The 16,028-nt window shown below is 37.3% G+C and carries 10 protein-coding genes and 1 pseudogene; 2 read left to right on the plus strand and 9 right to left on the minus strand.

Annotated features, from left to right (window positions below; genetic code table 11):
• Positions 1–124: pseudogene (locus ACFINC_RS05255) on the plus strand (integrase); the annotation flags it as partial.
• 31 nt (positions 125–155) lie between these two features.
• Here the strand turns inward: ACFINC_RS05255 and ACFINC_RS05260 are convergent.
• From ACFINC_RS05260 to ACFINC_RS05270, 3 genes are all read right to left on the minus strand, one after another.
• On the minus strand, positions 156–332 hold the full coding sequence (locus tag ACFINC_RS05260; RefSeq protein WP_375616496.1) for a hypothetical protein: 177 nt from the start codon (positions 330–332) through the stop codon (positions 156–158).
• A 509-nt stretch (positions 333–841) separates the two neighbouring features.
• Positions 842–1,408, minus strand: a complete 567-nt coding sequence (gene rsmD, locus ACFINC_RS05265; protein ID WP_375616400.1) for a 16S rRNA (guanine(966)-N(2))-methyltransferase RsmD — start codon at positions 1,406–1,408, stop codon at positions 842–844.
• The gene (locus ACFINC_RS05270) at positions 1,389–2,789 is read right to left on the minus strand and encodes a pseudouridine synthase (protein WP_375616401.1); all 1,401 of its coding nucleotides are present in this window, start codon (positions 2,787–2,789) and stop codon (positions 1,389–1,391) included. Before ACFINC_RS05270 ends, rsmD begins: the two co-directional genes overlap by 20 nt.
• A 269-nt stretch (positions 2,790–3,058) precedes the next feature.
• On the opposite strand from ACFINC_RS05270, the gene ACFINC_RS05275 reads away from it, so the two are divergent.
• Positions 3,059–3,505, plus strand: a complete 447-nt coding sequence (locus ACFINC_RS05275; protein WP_375616402.1) for a nucleoside deaminase — start codon at positions 3,059–3,061, stop codon at positions 3,503–3,505.
• Between the two features lie 681 nt (positions 3,506–4,186).
• Here the strand turns inward: ACFINC_RS05275 and ACFINC_RS05280 are convergent.
• From ACFINC_RS05280 to ACFINC_RS05305, 6 genes are all read right to left on the minus strand, one after another.
• A complete protein-coding gene (locus ACFINC_RS05280) occupies positions 4,187–4,672 on the minus strand; it encodes a hypothetical protein (RefSeq protein WP_375616403.1) in 486 nt (161 codons plus the stop codon).
• 177 nt (positions 4,673–4,849) lie between these two features.
• On the minus strand, positions 4,850–7,765 hold the full coding sequence (gene ileS, locus ACFINC_RS05285) for an isoleucine--tRNA ligase (RefSeq protein ID WP_375616404.1): 2,916 nt from the start codon (positions 7,763–7,765) through the stop codon (positions 4,850–4,852).
• A gap of 247 nt (positions 7,766–8,012) precedes the next feature.
• Positions 8,013–9,725: an outer membrane beta-barrel protein gene (locus tag ACFINC_RS05290; protein WP_375616405.1), complete on the minus strand. Its 1,713-nt coding sequence runs from the start codon at positions 9,723–9,725 to the stop codon at positions 8,013–8,015.
• A gap of 1,705 nt (positions 9,726–11,430) precedes the next feature.
• A complete protein-coding gene (locus ACFINC_RS05295; RefSeq protein ID WP_375616406.1) occupies positions 11,431–12,309 on the minus strand; it encodes an outer membrane protein in 879 nt (292 codons plus the stop codon).
• 1,361 nt (positions 12,310–13,670) lie between these two features.
• Positions 13,671–14,507, minus strand: a complete 837-nt coding sequence (locus ACFINC_RS05300) for a porin (RefSeq protein WP_375616407.1) — start codon at positions 14,505–14,507, stop codon at positions 13,671–13,673.
• 335 nt (positions 14,508–14,842) lie between these two features.
• Positions 14,843–15,676: an outer membrane protein gene (locus ACFINC_RS05305; RefSeq protein ID WP_375616408.1), complete on the minus strand. Its 834-nt coding sequence runs from the start codon at positions 15,674–15,676 to the stop codon at positions 14,843–14,845.
• Positions 15,677–16,028: the final 352 nt, after the last annotated feature.

The following is a 16,028-nucleotide window of genomic DNA, read 5'->3' on the forward strand; positions in this document are numbered from 1 at the left end:
ATCACAATTGAAAGCAATTTTTGGCTGGACAGAAGATCAGATGGCATCCCTTTATACAAAGAGTGCAGATCGTAAAAAGCTCGCAATAGAGGCAATTAAAAAACTTCAAAAAAATGAGGGATAGAGGCAAAAAAATATAATAGAATCAATAATCTTTAAATTCCCTTATATTTGCTTAATATATTTGATTTTATTGTAATATAATATGCCCAAGAAGGCCATTTTTCTACATCCTCCCATATAACCCAAATTTGCTCAGCACTTGCTTTTGTGTTAATTTCTTCGCTATACATCCATTTAAACACGATAATCTCCCCTGTTTTAGAAATCATTTAGCTTTATTGCTAAAGAATAATATAAAAAGTATCCTTAAAGCTGCACAACGATAAGATACTTAATACTCTCAAATTTACTTAATATGTAATGATTAAATCAACAAGAGATACTACTAAACTAAACACACAAATATTCAGGATAAATGAACAATATTTTCAATAATAAACAAACTATCTTTTTTAAATTTATACAATAACAAAAATAGAAGTTACGCATCATATAAGATATAAATGTAGACTGCATAGCTTAAAGCTTTCAACTGCTGATGAAATGTGATGATTAAGGTATAGCAGAAAGAAATTAGACAAAAAAGATCATACTATTATCGAGGAATATATATCCTATTGGAGAAAAAACATCCTTCTGTAGTAAAGCTAATAAAAATTCATCAATTCCTTTAACATTAGAATCTTTTATTGATTTTCTGCTTAACCTTTTAAAAAACATATAAAATGAAGAAAACTGTGAAGAAACATCACCCTATCGGATAAAAACAAGAACTTTCTCAAGATGTAAGCGATCGTAATTTATAGAGACGTATTGCTGTTTCACCATAAAAACGCTCATCATCTAGATAAAAGACGTCAGGTAAACGAATCATTGTATCTTTCTTTTCTTCAAGTATGAAGAGTGTATCAGCTTTTGCCCAACCTCCTCGCAAAGCTTCTACAAAAGCACGTTCACCTAAACAACGGCTATAGGGAGGATCAGCGCAGATAACATCAAAGGGAAGCATTGTTCCAATATTGCCAAGTTTGGTTGCATCACGACGCAAAATCCGTCCAACCCCTTGCAATTCAAAAGCTTCGATATTTTTTTGAAGTACCCCACGCCCCTCAACTGAATTTTCAACAAAAACAGCAGCCTTTGCTCCACGTGAAAGTGCTTCAATGCCTAAAGCCCCCGTACCAGCAAAAAGATCAAGAATGCGTTTATTGGTCCAAAATTGTTCTTCACGGCTAGAAAGAATATTAAAAAGGCTTTCACGTGTACGATCACTCGTTGGGCGAATCGACTGATTAACAGGCGAAAATAAAACACGACCAGCAAATTTACCGCCTATAATCCGCACGCGGACCTCCAAATCGCTTCGAAGTTTTTGCACCATCACTCTGTGATTTAGATTTTTTCATAGCACCACCAAATGATTTTACTTTTTTCTTTCTCTCAAAAGAACGCTCATCATGACAACCTTTTATCATTTTCTCTTTATCCTTTAAAAAGCGATCTTTCTTACCAAAGGGATGCGTCCCGTCATAAGATATTTTGCCACGTTTTTGAACAAAACTTTCCCTCTTCTCTTTGTGTGACGAACTTTCTTTTAGTTTTTCCTTGCCTCGATGAAAGGACTTTCTACCATCTAAATCGCTCTTATAACCATGCGATTTCTCCTCACTATAGGAAGGCTTTCTACGTGCACTTTGCGGACGTGCACCAGGAGCCATCCAAACATTAGCACGGCGAGAACGCGGTAGAAAACACTCTACTTTTCCTTCTTCACTTTTCTCCTTTTTTACATTTTCATGAGATTTTGTACTTAATCGTGCACGACTATGTTCAACAGAACCATCTCTTGAGCGACGTCGTATCACCCTTTCACTTGAGAAAACCCAACCATCATTTGCAACAGAAAGATCTTTCTGGCTTTGCTTTTCTGCAACAACTGCAGAATTTGAAAATGGCTTAAGAATAGGAGCATCAAAATCTGCATTGGCTTGCATAATCAAACGCTCCCCCAACTGATCTCGTAACATCCGCCCTTTTAACTCTTGCACAGCTCCTTCTTCTAAATCAGAGAGATGAAATGGACCATAAGATACACGTATTAATCGATTAACTGATAATCCCAATGCACCTAAAACATTCTTTATTTCACGATTTTTTCCTTCTCGCAAAGCAACAGAAAGCCATATATTCGACCCTTGTTCGCGTTCAATTGATGCTTCAATTGAACCATAAAAAATACCATTAATCGCAATACCATTTTTAAGGTTATCCAGCGCACTCTGTTTTACTCTTCCATGAGCACGGACGCGATATTTGCGGACCCACCCCGTTACAGGAAGTTCTAATACACGCGCTAAGCCACCATCATTGGTTAAAAGCAAAAGCCCTTCCGTGTTAATGTCAAGCCTTCCAACAGAAAGAACACGCGGCATTCCTTTTGGTAAATTACTAAATACTGTAGGTCTGCCTTCAGGATCACGGTTCGTGGTGACAAGACCTGCTGGCTTATGGTAAAGCCATAAACGCGTTCGTTCTATAGGAGGTAAAAGTTTGCCATCAACTTTAATAACATCAGAGCGGCTAACATTAAAAGCTGGCGTTTTCACGACTTTACCATTCACAGAAATACGACCTGAAACAATCATCATTTCTGCATCTCGACGCGAAGCAACACCAGCACGCGCTAACCTTTTAGCAATTCGTTCACTCTCATTATTTTCATTCATTTGCGTTTCAAACCAATCTTTGCAAGTATGTTCAGAAAATTATTCACATGCACCATACCGCTTATCCTGAAAAATGAAGTAGCATAATCATTTATCATTTTCTATCCTTTAACGACAATAATGTATCTGTTGACTTGCAAGTTTGTTTTAAACTCTTTAAAAAATAGAGGTATTCTTTTCATTATAAAAGCGTAATAAATTATTCATTCCATAGCATTCCTTATCGAGATAACCTTTAGATTTTCTATACCTTCAGTAGAAAGAATATTATGACTTTGACACCCATGGAAATAGCCCTTTTAGAAGCGCAAGAAGCTGCAAAAAAAGATGAAGTTCCCGTAGGTGCTATCATTACACGTGGAAAAGCTATCATTGCACGCGCTGGTAACTTTATAAAATCTACATATGACCCTACAGGACACGCAGAAATACGCGCAATCCGTATGGCTTGCAAAACATTGCAAAGCGAAAGGCTTCCTGGTTGCGATCTTTATGTAACACTTGAGCCTTGTGCTATGTGTGCCGCTGCCATTTCATTTGCACGCATACGACGTCTCTATTACGCAATAAATGATCCCAAAGGAGGTGCTATAGAAAATGGTCCACGTTTTTATCAGCAACCAACCTGTCATCACAAACCTGAGATTTATTCTGGTTTTAAAGAAAAAGAAGCAACTCAATTACTTAAAGATTTTTTTGTACAAAAGCGATACTAAAAATAATTCTTCTTCCATAGCTTTCACTCTTTAGAAACTATCCTATTTCTTAAAAAAGATTATTCATCCTTCTGATATAGCGAAAGCTATTTCAAAATATTTTTTCTCTCACACTCTTTTAATACTGCATATTTAATACTGCATATTGTTTCTATTATACAACATATTGATTTATAAAAATAATTCATTTCTTTTTATATAAAATATTTTTATATAAACTATAAAGTTCAAAATATCGTGGAATACTCTCATTTCAAATGACGTTGAATCAATAAAATCCTTTATTGGCACATCATAAGTGAGGTTACTGTCTAGATAAAAAACGATTTAGAAAAGACTAAAAATGTCTCTTATGAAAGCTCTCAAATGCAAAAATTGTCACAACATTGGAGTCTGAAAAACAAAATGATGGTATAAGCTCTCTCCTTCATAAGAATAAAGATGCTAATTTTCAATGGCTTTCATGTTATACTATCCACACAAACAACGTTGTGAAATGGACTTAAAAGATATTTCTTGTTAAAAAAGCAACGCCGAACCACTCTCTCGATGCTATAGCCATATTGCTATTTCATGGAAATAACAACCAGCTTGCAGCAGCATTATAACGCTGCATGAACGAGAACTTGGTGTCATAAGTAATGAGAAGAATACTTCGCATACTTTTATTTTGTCTTTTTCTTATCGACCAATAGGTGCAATTTTTGCCGGTTGGCGATAACTTAAAGGTGGTTCAGTGAGATAGCGACGGTATTTTGAACTTCCAACTTGTGCTCTCTGACGACGTAAATATTCTTGTCGTTGCTTCGCACTCAACTGTGAAGGATTTTTTGAACCAGCGCCATTAACTGACGATCCTTTGTGAGGAAAAGGAGTACTTTCTCGATGCTGCTTCGATGCTTCTATTTCATTGACAGATCTATCTTGTTGTGGGACCGGCAAAAATCTGCGTGAACTAGGGCTTGGTATTACAAGTTTTGGATGAGGTTTCATGACAATCTGGCTGCTATTATTTGTTGGTGTTAAGGAAGTAATATTAGCAACATCTTCAAAAAACTGTATCGAAACTGGTTTATTGGTACCATAGGTAGGCGCATTACATCCCGTTAAAACAAAGCATATACCTAAAATTCCTATTGGAAATATTTTTATTTCACGTTTTCTCACTGCCTATTCCATTTCCTAAGTATATGGCTGATTAATATTCCCGTTATTTATGAGAGAACGGTCCATACACAAATTTCCCCCCTGCAGACAAAATAACGGAATTTACTTTGTACCACAAAAAACTATACTCATCAATATGAGAAATATACTTGCATTTCTTTCCTTTGATTTAAAATTTTAAATCTTACCAAGAATCTGTAGTTCCCGCAAAGCAGCAGCATCACGAGCAGATACATCCGGATAAGCTGGATCACTCCCAACATCTTGTGTATAACGCCATGATCGAGCACATTTTTTTCCCAACGCTTTCTTTGGATATACACCAACACCTTCAACATCATCCAAAGTAAATGCATCGGAAGGAATTGTATCCTGCGTAATTGTTAGAGCACTGGTGATACAGATCTCCGCCATATCCACATTTTCTAATGCCTCTCGTAAAACCGGATTAGAAATAAAAACAACAGGCGCAGCTTCCAAAGAAGATCCAATACGCTTATCAGCGCGTTCGAGTTCTAAAGCACCTGTCACAACTTTACGGACCTGCCGAATTTTTTTCCAACGCTCAGCCAAAGATTGGTTTTGCCATTCTCCTGGTACAGAGCGAAATTGTTCCAAATGCACTGATTGGCTTTCTGGATAACGCTCTAACCAAGCTTCTTCCATAGTAAAAGGCAACATTGGAGCAAGCCATGTTACCATACGCTCAAAAATCTCACGGACAACCTGCAAGGAGGCCTTGCGTTTTTTTGATGAAGGCGCATCACAATAAAGAGAATCCTTGCGGATATCAAAATAAAATGCCGATAACTCAATGATTGAAAAATCTAATAATGCACGCATAATCTTTTTAAAATCAAACTCATCGTAAGCGCGATGAATCAACTGATCAAGTTCAAAAAGCCTATGCAATATAAATTTTTCAAGATCCGGCAGTGCACCATAAGATATTTCTTCTCCATCATCATGTGCTAAAGTTCCAAGCATCCAACGAATTGCATTGCGTAGTTTACGATATGAATCCACATTTGTTTGAAGTATTTTTTTGCCTAAACGCTGATCTTCCCAATAATCTGTTGTCATCACCCAAAGACGAAAAATATCAGCTCCAGATGTTTTAATGATCTCTTGCGGAACAACCGTATTGCCTAAAGATTTAGACATTTTCTTACCATTCTCATCCAAAGTAAAACCGTGTGTGATCACGGCCTTATAAGGAGAACAAGCACGCGTACCACAGCTTTCCAAAAGAGAAGATTGGAACCATCCGCGATGTTGATCTGAACCTTCAAAATAAACATCAGCAGGCCATTTTAAATCAGCCCGATCTTCTAACACAAAGCTATGGCTGGCTCCAGAATCAAACCAAACATCCAAAATATCATAAACCTGTACCCAAAGCTCATGTGCACGCTCACCTAAAAAACGTTCACGTGCTCCTTCAGCAAACCATGCATCTGCCCCTTCTGCTTCAAAAGCCCGTAAAATACGCTCGTTCACACCTTCATCTTTTAGAATAACACCATCCTCATTCGCAAAAATACAAATAGGAACACCCCAAGAACGCTGACGAGAAAGAACCCAATCAGGACGATCTTCTATCATAGAAGCTAGGCGATTTTGCCCAGAAGATGGCACAAAACGCGTTTTTGAAACAGCTTCCAAAGCCCGACTACGTAAAGTTGAACCATCCCCAAAATCTTTATCCATTGAAATAAACCATTGTGGTGTATTGCGAAAAATAACGGGTTTTTTTGAACGCCAACTATGCGGATAGGAATGCTTTAAACGCCCCCGTGCAAACAATCGATCTGCTTTAATTAAAGCATTAATGACCTCTTTATTGGCGTCCCCCATTTTTCCATTATCATCAATAACACGTGCAGGTCCTCCTTCACGATCTGGTCCTAAACCTGGAACATCTTTCGTATAGAACCCTGCATCATCAACAGGAAACGGTATAGATAAATCAATCCCCGCTTGCTCCAGTAAGGACTTATAATCATTCCAAATTTCAAAGTCCTCACGCCCATGGCTTGGTGCTGTATGGACAAAACCTGTACCAGCACTCTCTGTTACGTGCGAACCATCAAGCAATGGAATTTTAAAGTTATACCCCCCAGCTAAACCTTTGAGTGGATGAGAAAGAACAAGAGCTTTCAACTCTTCAGAAGAAATAACACGCAAACGCTTCAAAACAAGTTTGGCTTTTTCTCCACAACTCACCGCTAAAGCGTCTGCAAAGAGAAGCTTTTCTCCCACTTGAGGACCAAAATCATTTTCAGCACTTTCAACTTCGTAAATACTATAAGAAATTTGCGAAGAATAACTCACTGCACGATTGCTTGGAATTGTCCATGGTGTTGTTGTCCAAATGACGACATAAGCACCATATAAATCATCAGAATTTGCTTCAAAAACAGGAAACTTAACCCAAATCACCTCTGATTCATGATCATGATATTCAATCTCAGCCTCTGCCAAAGCCGTACGCTCCACAACAGACCACATCACCGGCTTGGAACCACGATAAATCTGATCTGACATAGCAAATTTTATCAATTCACTAGCAATGCGTGCTTCTGCATGAAAAGCCATTGTAGTGTAAGGTGTGTTAAAATCTCCCACAACACCAAGGCGTTTAAATTCTTCGCTTTGAACGGTTACCCAATGTTGTGCAAATTCACGGCATTCTTGACGAAACTCATTCAGAGGTACCTCGTCCTTATTTTTTCCCTGTGCTCGATATTTTTCTTCAATTTTCCATTCAATTGGAAGCCCATGGCAATCCCAACCAGGAACATAATTTGCATTAAAACCGCGCATTTGAAATGAACGAACAACCACATCCTTTAGAACTTTGTTTAAAGCATGCCCGATATGAATATGACCATTTGCATAAGGTGGACCATCATGAAGAATATAAAATGGACGATCTTTTGCTTGTTGGCGCAATTGCGCATAAAGCCCTATATTTTCCCAATGCGCCATCAATTCAAGCTCTTTTTGCGGAAGACCTGCACGCATGGGAAAATTTGTCTGTGGGAGATAAAGAGTTTTTGAATAATCTATTGTTTCATTTTTCACAGTCATTGTGAAATATTCCTGTCCACTTTTACGAGTTTACTTTTGCATAACTTCCCTGAACCCTGCAACTCTGGTTTTTATCTATAGGGAAATCCGAGCTTATCATTCGTATTAAGCAGCGATCAAGAAAATATATCATTACACTTTATGGGCTTTAACATGAAATTCACAAGAAAAGAAACCAAAAAATGATTAAAAAAAATAAAGGCTCCACTATTAGTGGAGCCTCTTAGAAATTTACTCTTAAAAAAGATCAAAATTTGTATGCTACACCAACACGGAAATCATTGGTTTTGTAATTAACTTCAAGTTTTTCTTTTGCAAATTTCTTTTTACCAAAATCGGAATAACGATATTCTGCACGTACAATCACATTATCCAACATCGCGAAATCAATGCCACCACCCAGAGTGTAACCAATCATGGTTTTTGTCTCATCAGTTAAGTTTTTAGAAGAAACGACACTTCCATCCTCACCCTTAACAGATATTGATACAGTGTCTTGGAACTGCCCATAAGCAATACCACCAGCAAGATAAGGCATAAAGCGATCAGCAGCAAAACCGATACGTACCCGTGTAGCACCACCCCAATTTTGTTTGAAAGTATGGTTTAAAGCTTCAACTTCATCTTCTTGATCCAGAGCAAGTTCAGAAGCAACCTTTTTGATTTGTTCTATACCGTATACACTGGAATTGCTCTTATCTGCCACTTGGGGACTTTGTGCACCGTGTCCAGCCATATTCTGTCCACCATGAGGATAAGAAGCATGTGGGCGAGAACCATGCGAGTATGCAACAGAACTATGCCCACCTCCGTGAGATGCACCATGTGGATGAACATGTCCACCTCCAGTTCCATTAGAGGAAACGCGCGAATGAGCACCGTTTGTCCCATTGGAAGTTTTTGGATCTGTTCCAGATAATCCTGATCTCGCCAGTACAAGTGGTGCACTCGGTATTGTTCTTTCTGCTAATGATGATTCTACTGATGTAGGTGTTTTTGCTGCCTGCTTACTTGATTCTGTTGATGGAACAGAAAGTGTTGCTTTTGTTACAACTGGTTGCGCAGGAACACTTGATCCTCTTGTGCCTACTTCTACTGCTTCACCTCCCACAGACGATCTTGCCAATAAGAGGGGTTGTGACTGCTGTGGTTTTCCTGTCTCTGTGCTAGAGGATACTTGTGTAGGTACACCTGGCTGTGATCCACTTACCTCGCTTACCGAAGTGCCTCTTGTATCTGATACTGTCTCTGTCTTTGAGGAGGCAGATTGCGTTTTTAACGATATTGTAGAAGAACTGCCAGTTGTTGCTGAGTGATTTGATTGTCCTGCTCCTGCATTTGATTGTTGAACTAGGGCCATTTGTCCATCTTGTGTTTGACTGGATTGTGTTGCAGTAGGTTCTGCTGGTGGAGTTTCTGCACTTGTTGCTGGTGTAGATTTTTCTGATTCCGCCTGTTTAGGCAATATTGCCGCAGGCTGTCCTGAAGCATTTCCTAGTGTGCTTGCTTGTGGGGTTGAAAGAGTTTGTGTTTCTGCTGATCTGCGGGCTCTTCCTACTGCATTCTCTACTGTAGCGTTATTAGATGCACCTATGGTTATGGTTTTTGTGTGTTTTTTTCCAGATAACATTAAATCCGTATCAATACCAAAAACAAAGCTGTCACCGAGATCGATATTAGACCCTGCATAAAAACCACCTGCAAAACCTGAAAGTTTAGGAGAGAACTCTTTATCCAGCGAGAAATTCTTTTCTTGATCAATAAGAGCCATATCCGCTTTGCTCGAAAAACCACCGGCTTGGACACCTAAATAAAGACCTGTCCATGAAAAAGTAGGAGCAACAATGGCAGAAGAAGTCGATGATGCTGGCTGATGAGGAATCAGAACATCAGCAGCTAACGCTGTAGATGCCGAAATTAAAGAAAAAATAGACGCTGTTATTAAACGTTTTGTGTTCATAAAATCTCTCCAAATATCCAAAATGAAATGTATATAGAGTATCTTTTTTGAAATATCTGTAGCAAAAATAACACACTCACAAAAAAATAAAGGATTTTTGAAAATAAGCTTTCTTAACTATTTAGTTTTGTATTCAATGAGAATTTGTAAATTAAATCACACTAAAATTATGTGTCTTAAAGTTGGATTCATTTCCATTAAATTTTCGCATAACTGTTAATGATAATATTCTTTATAAATTTCTTTTTACCGAAATCTGAATAACAGCACTCTGCATGCAATAAACTATTATCTGTTATTGCAAAATCAATGCCAGTGCAAACAGTGAAATAAAATATTGCCTTTTTTAAAACCAAGCACCCTAAAAGTTTCATAAAATAAAACATTCATAAAAAAAACTTTTAGATTTTTTTCAGAAATCTTGTCGTCCTAACACATCACTTTGATTTATAAAGATAACTTATTGTTTGTATGTTTAATAAAAAAATCTAATACCGTAGGATTCTCTCGTTTAAAACCTGTTCCATGTTGAAACCATCAAAACCATGTCTCTGTGTATGTCATAAACGGGATGGAGCATGTCAATAAAAAATATTAAAGACAAGATTAAAAATACTTTTTATAAACGCTCTTAACAGCTAAGGTCTGTCTGAAACATTGGTGGCTAGTACAGTGTATGATGGTGCCAGTTTACTCTTTTTATTAAGCATAAAGGTCGTAGTACTCAATGGAGTTATTATATTGGGGGATTATCGCTTTATACTATTCACGAATCTTGACATGAAACGGATATGATATGCCCTGAGAAATATTTCTTTAAAACAAGCGTGTGAATACGTAACAACGATATAGTCCGTTTGGGGCATTTTGTTTTCATAAGAGGTGTGATCCCATTAAAGAATGCAATAAATAAAAGCGCAAAACAATGCATCATCCTCACTATTAAAAAAACATTGCTCTCAATGCTTTTGAAAATCATAAAACTCAATTAAAAGAAGAAGACAAAGTTGAAAACTGATTTTTATCTTTATAACTTTATATGCCTCTCCAATGAAACTGTATTTCCGTTTCAGAGAGTACTCTAACAGGATATATGTAGTACGATCGCTCTAAACTAGCATATAAAAGGAGGCTAAAGTTAGTCACTGGTTATGATCTTTTCCTGTTTCTGAGATTAATTGAACGCTTTTCACTTAAGCGTGAAATAGCAGCAGTGATATAAGATTTTATTAATCAGTAATTATAAAATCTCTATATATGTAACCAATTTGCTTATGGAGAAGCAAGCCGGCACCCTCACACACTTTGCCAGCTCGTGAGTGTTGCTACAGCCCTTTCATTAAGACGGTTCATAAGAGCCATTTTTAGTCCTTTCTTCTATAGTTTTTATCCACACATTCATCCTACCTGTGATGTGCAAGCAAGTGATTTTTATTGATTCAACATACACAGATTTGAAATGAGAAAATTTTACGGTATTCGAGAATCTAATTCAACATGAATAATGTTAAATTATCTTTATAAATCAATATTTTGTATGACATTTATAATAGACAACTTTTTTCTTTAAAGCTTTATAACACAAAATGAAACAATAAAAACAAGAAGGGATTAAGAGAGATTAAAATAAATGGCTAATAAAATAAAGGCCCCGTTAAACGAGGCCTTCGTATTTTTTTGTGCTTATAATCTCATTTTTAGGAAATTAGAACTTGTAAGCGACACCTACCCGAAAGTCATTGGTTTTGTAGTTGAATTCACGTGTATCGTTTGCGAATTTCTTTTTACCAAAATCGGAGTAACGGTATTCTGCACGTAAAAGAACGTTGTCTGTCATTGCAAAGTCAACTCCACCACCAATAGTAAAACCAACCATTGTCTTCGTGTCATCAGCCCAAGTACCACCAGTCAAATCTACATTTTGCTTAACTGGTGGGTTTTCCACCACATCAGCTTTCTGCTCAACTTTAGCTCTCTCTCCTTTTCCTGCAACTGACTGAATGCCCTGTACCTGTGCATAGGCAATACCACCAGCAACATAAGGCATAATGCGGTCAATAGCAGCAAAACCGATACGAACGCGTGTAGCACCAGACCATTTTTCTTTATAACTGTGTTTTTCCGTTACTTTGTCACCTATTTCAAACTGCTGCTGATCTTTTAGTTCAACCTTAGCTTTTTCAAAGGCATTATTAAAAAATGCCACATCTTCTTTAGTAAGAGTCAATTCACGGGCTGTTTTTGATTCTTCACGGTCTGCCCAAACTGCATCGGTTTCAACACCCAGAATGAGACCATTTCCGAGGTCTACGTTAGATCCTGCATAAATACCACCCATGAAACCAGAAGGACTAGGTGTATTATCTTTTTTGTAAAGTTCTTTGTCTGCTCCTGGAACAGATAATTTTGTTTTACTTGAAAAATTGCCAACTTGACCACCAAGATAAAAACCTGTCCAAGAAAACGAAGGAGCTGTGATAACTGCTGGTGCGGCTTCATAAGGAATCATGACATCAGCTGCATGTGCTACAGAAGATGAAATCAAAGCGACAACAGAAGTTGCTATTAAAGATTTTGTATTCATAATTTTGCTCCTAAATTAACTACAAGATGATCCTACAAGATTATAAACGGAAAAGCTGTAGTAAAAATGTCACAATTGTGCAAATAAAAAACCGAGAAAACAGCGCTTTTGTAAAAGTCAAGATCTTTTGGAAATTTAATTTTTTATTAATACTTTGTATTCATAATTGCGCTTTTGACAAAATTAGAACTTGTAAGCAATACCTACACGAAAGCCATTGTTTTGTAGCTTAGTCTATCCTTTGCAAATTGCTCCTTACGAAAGTCTGAGTAATGGTGTTCTGCACGCAACAGAACGTTGTCTGTCATTACAAAGTCAACACCTAAGATGAAACTAACCAGTGTCTTTGTCTTCATCATGCAAATTATCAGAAGCGATCACTTGACCAGTATTATCAGCCAGTCTCTTTTTTCACTTTAATTGCGGGAATGCCCTACATTTGCGTATAAGCAATACCATCAGCAAAATAAGGTATTATACGATTAGCAACTGCAAAACTAATACGGGACCATGTTACACTAAACCATTTTTCTTCTTCAGTAAAAATTATAAACTATTGTATCATCATCGTGAAGCTTTTCTGCATCAGCCAAAGTAACGCCAGCATTTATAAGATTTTGGCTAAATTTTTATATCTCATACGCCTCAAGATCCTCTAAGTGCATTTTTGTATTTCCACGGTCGTGCCCAGACTGCATCTGTTGCTACACCTAAGATGAGGACATTTCCAAGATCTACGTTGGAACCAAAATAAATACCACCCATGAAACCAGACGGCTTAGGCAATCCATATTTGTATGGAGTTTTTTCTTTTATCTCTAAATAAAATAGATCAACTTGACTTGAAAAGTTGCCAACTTAACCACCGATAAAAAACCTGTTCAAAAAAGTAGGAGCAGCAATACCTGTTGGAGCTGCTTCACCAAGGATGATAGCATTAGAAGCTTGTGTCGCAAAGTTGTAGTTATAGTGATAACAGAAATTATGATTAAAGATTTTATATTCGTAAACTTTGCTCCTAACTTATTTAGGAACAAAGTATTATACAACTACAGAAAAACGCTGTAGTCAACATGATACAACCATAGGAAATGAAAGACAAACCCAAGATAAAATCATTTCATAACTTCACTTCGTACAATAAATTGTAAGTTATAAATATGCATAAGATATTGATTTTACATCGTAGTTATTGTCTCTCGTTTATGAAAATCTTTTTAAGAAAATCCGAAGAATATATTTTACACCGCCAATAAATATGGGGTGTGTGATAATATAGCAATAGAAAAATAACAGAGGCTCCGTCTTCGACAGAGCCTCATAACAATTTATTTTGTCTTCATCATTTCGTTTTTACGAAATTAGAATTTGTAAGCAACACCTACACGGAAATCATTGGTTTTGTAAGCTATTTTATCCCCATCCTTTACAAATGCTTTTTTACCAAAGTCTGAGTAACGGTATTCTGCACGCAACAAAACATTGTCTGTCATTGCGAAATCAACACCACCACCTACAGTGAAACCAACCATTGTTTTCGTTTCATCAAACACTTTAGCAGAAGCGATTTCGGCACCTTTAGCTGTCTCTGCCTTAAGAGAATCGACTACCTGCAGCTGCGTATAAGCAATACCACCAGCGAAATAAGGCAAAATGCGATCAACGGCTGCAAAACCAATACGAACGCGTGTAGCACCAGACCATTTTTCTTTTAAAGAGGTGCCCTCTACACGTTTGTCAGTCGCCACGATACCAGCAATAGTTTTTCCTGTAGCAGGTGTAGCTTTAGCTTCTGTAAGCTCATCTTTGAAAGCTTGAAGTCCTGCTTCCCCAATGACTGCTGAATGCGCTTTTGAATCTTCGCGGTCAGCCCAGACTGCATCGGTTTCAACACCTAGAATGAGGCCATTACCAAGATCTACGTTGGAACCTACATAAATACCACCCATGAAACCAGAAGGCTTAGGTGTCCAGTCTTTATCTGTAATTTTCTTTTTTGTTTCTGAATCAACTACATCAACTTTACCTGAAAAGTTACCAACTTGACCACCGATATAAAAGCCTGTCCAAGAAAATGAAGGGGCTGCTGCGATGACTGCTGGGGCTGTTTCACGAGGGATGACAACATCAGCAGCTTGTGCTGCAGAAGCTGCCGCTATAGCGATAACAGAAGTTGTTACTAAAGATTTTATATTCATAAACTTTGCTCCTAATTTATTTATGAGCAAAGTGCTACAAGATTACAGAAAGAAAAGCTGTAGTAAAAATGATACAGTCACAGAAAATGGAGGACACATCCCAGACAAAATCGCTTCATAGCTTGATTTTGTACAGGAAATTACAAACTTTATATATAAATAAGTTACTGATTTTAAATATAATTCTTGTTTATTGTCTATGATTTTTTTAAGAAAATCTGAAGAATATCTTTTCATATCCACAATAAATTATGTGTTGTGTGATAATATAGCAACAGAAAATAACAGAGGCTCTGTCAAAGACGGAGCCTCTTCGTTATTCAACTTACCATCTGTTAAAATTTGTAAGCAACACCTACACGAAAATCATTGGTTTTGTAAGAAGTCTCATATTTATCATTTGAGAATTTCTTTTTACCAAAATCTGAGTAACGATATTCTGCCCGAACAATAATATTATTGGTCATTGCTAAATCAACACCAGCGCCAAAAGTGTAACCAACAAGGGTCTTTGTTTCATCAGACAGAGTACCAGAAGCGATTACTTTGTCTGAATCTTTATCTGTTATTGAAATCAACGCACTATCTTGAAGCTGTGTATAAGCGATACCACCAGCAACATAAGGCATAATGCGTTCAGCTGCAAAACCAATACGCACGCGCGTTGCACCAGCCCACTTTTCTTTAAAAGTGAAACTGTGGGTTCGTTTAGCGCCAGGTTTCAGCGCATCTTTACCAATATTAATTGCAGCGTCTTTTAATACCTTGTTAATATAATTGATGTGTTCTGGGGCAATGACATATGTTTTTCCTGTCTTCGTGTCATCTTTATTAGACCACATGATATCTGTATCAACACCTAAAATAAGGCCATTGCCGAGATCAATATTGGAACCTGCGTAAAGACCACCCATGAAACCAGATAGTTTAGGCAAATAATCGTCATCTACTGGAATCTTTTGTCCTTTAGCAAGAATATCCATCTTCGTTTTACCCGAAAAACCACCAAGCTGCCCACCAAGATAGAAACCTGTCCAAGAAAAAGTTGGAGCAACAATAACGGGAGCAACAGGGGTTGGACGCGGGGGAACAATAACATCTGCTGCCTGCGCCGCTGAAGCTGAAACAAAAGCGAAAGCAGAAGCTGTTATTAACCATTTCATATTCATATTTTCTCTCCATAGCTGAATATTTATTTGAACACACCATTTCATATAGAGCCCTATCTCTAGATATCTGTAGCAAAAATGATACACTCATAAAAAAAACAAAAAGCCACTCCAAGCACCTTTAATTGCTTGATCTGTAATAAATAAGAATTAAACTATGCCACTGCACAAAGGATCTCTTTTCGTCACATTTGCTCTCCTTTATGAATTTTGCAAAAAATCTGTGCTCCCCCCCTCCGTGTAAAGCATGTACTATGGCTATGAAAGATTGTCTTTTATAGCTCACCTGCACTATTGAAGATGCTCTCATTTATATTAAAATAATGAAAACCATTCCCCTGTACATCACAAA

The organism is Bartonella sp. AP58NXGY, assembly GCF_042195785.1.
Taxonomy (GTDB): Bacteria; Pseudomonadota; Alphaproteobacteria; order Rhizobiales; family Rhizobiaceae; genus Bartonella.

Coding starts and splice junctions, on each gene's coding strand:
- ACFINC_RS05260 (WP_375616496.1), bottom strand. CDS start 332: ATGATTTCTAAAACAGGGGAGATTATCGTGTTTAAATGGATGTATAGC.
- ACFINC_RS05270 (WP_375616401.1), bottom strand. CDS start 2,789: ATGAATGAAAATAATGAGAGTGAACGAATTGCTAAAAGGTTAGCGCGT.
- ACFINC_RS05275 (WP_375616402.1), top strand. CDS start 3,059: ATGACTTTGACACCCATGGAAATAGCCCTTTTAGAAGCGCAAGAAGCT.
- ileS (WP_375616404.1), bottom strand. CDS start 7,765: ATGACTGTGAAAAATGAAACAATAGATTATTCAAAAACTCTTTATCTC.
- ACFINC_RS05290 (WP_375616405.1), bottom strand. CDS start 9,725: ATGAACACAAAACGTTTAATAACAGCGTCTATTTTTTCTTTAATTTCG.
- ACFINC_RS05295 (WP_375616406.1), bottom strand. CDS start 12,309: ATGAATACAAAATCTTTAATAGCAACTTCTGTTGTCGCTTTGATTTCA.
- ACFINC_RS05300 (WP_375616407.1), bottom strand. CDS start 14,507: ATGAATATAAAATCTTTAGTAACAACTTCTGTTATCGCTATAGCGGCA.
- ACFINC_RS05305 (WP_375616408.1), bottom strand. CDS start 15,676: ATGAATATGAAATGGTTAATAACAGCTTCTGCTTTCGCTTTTGTTTCA.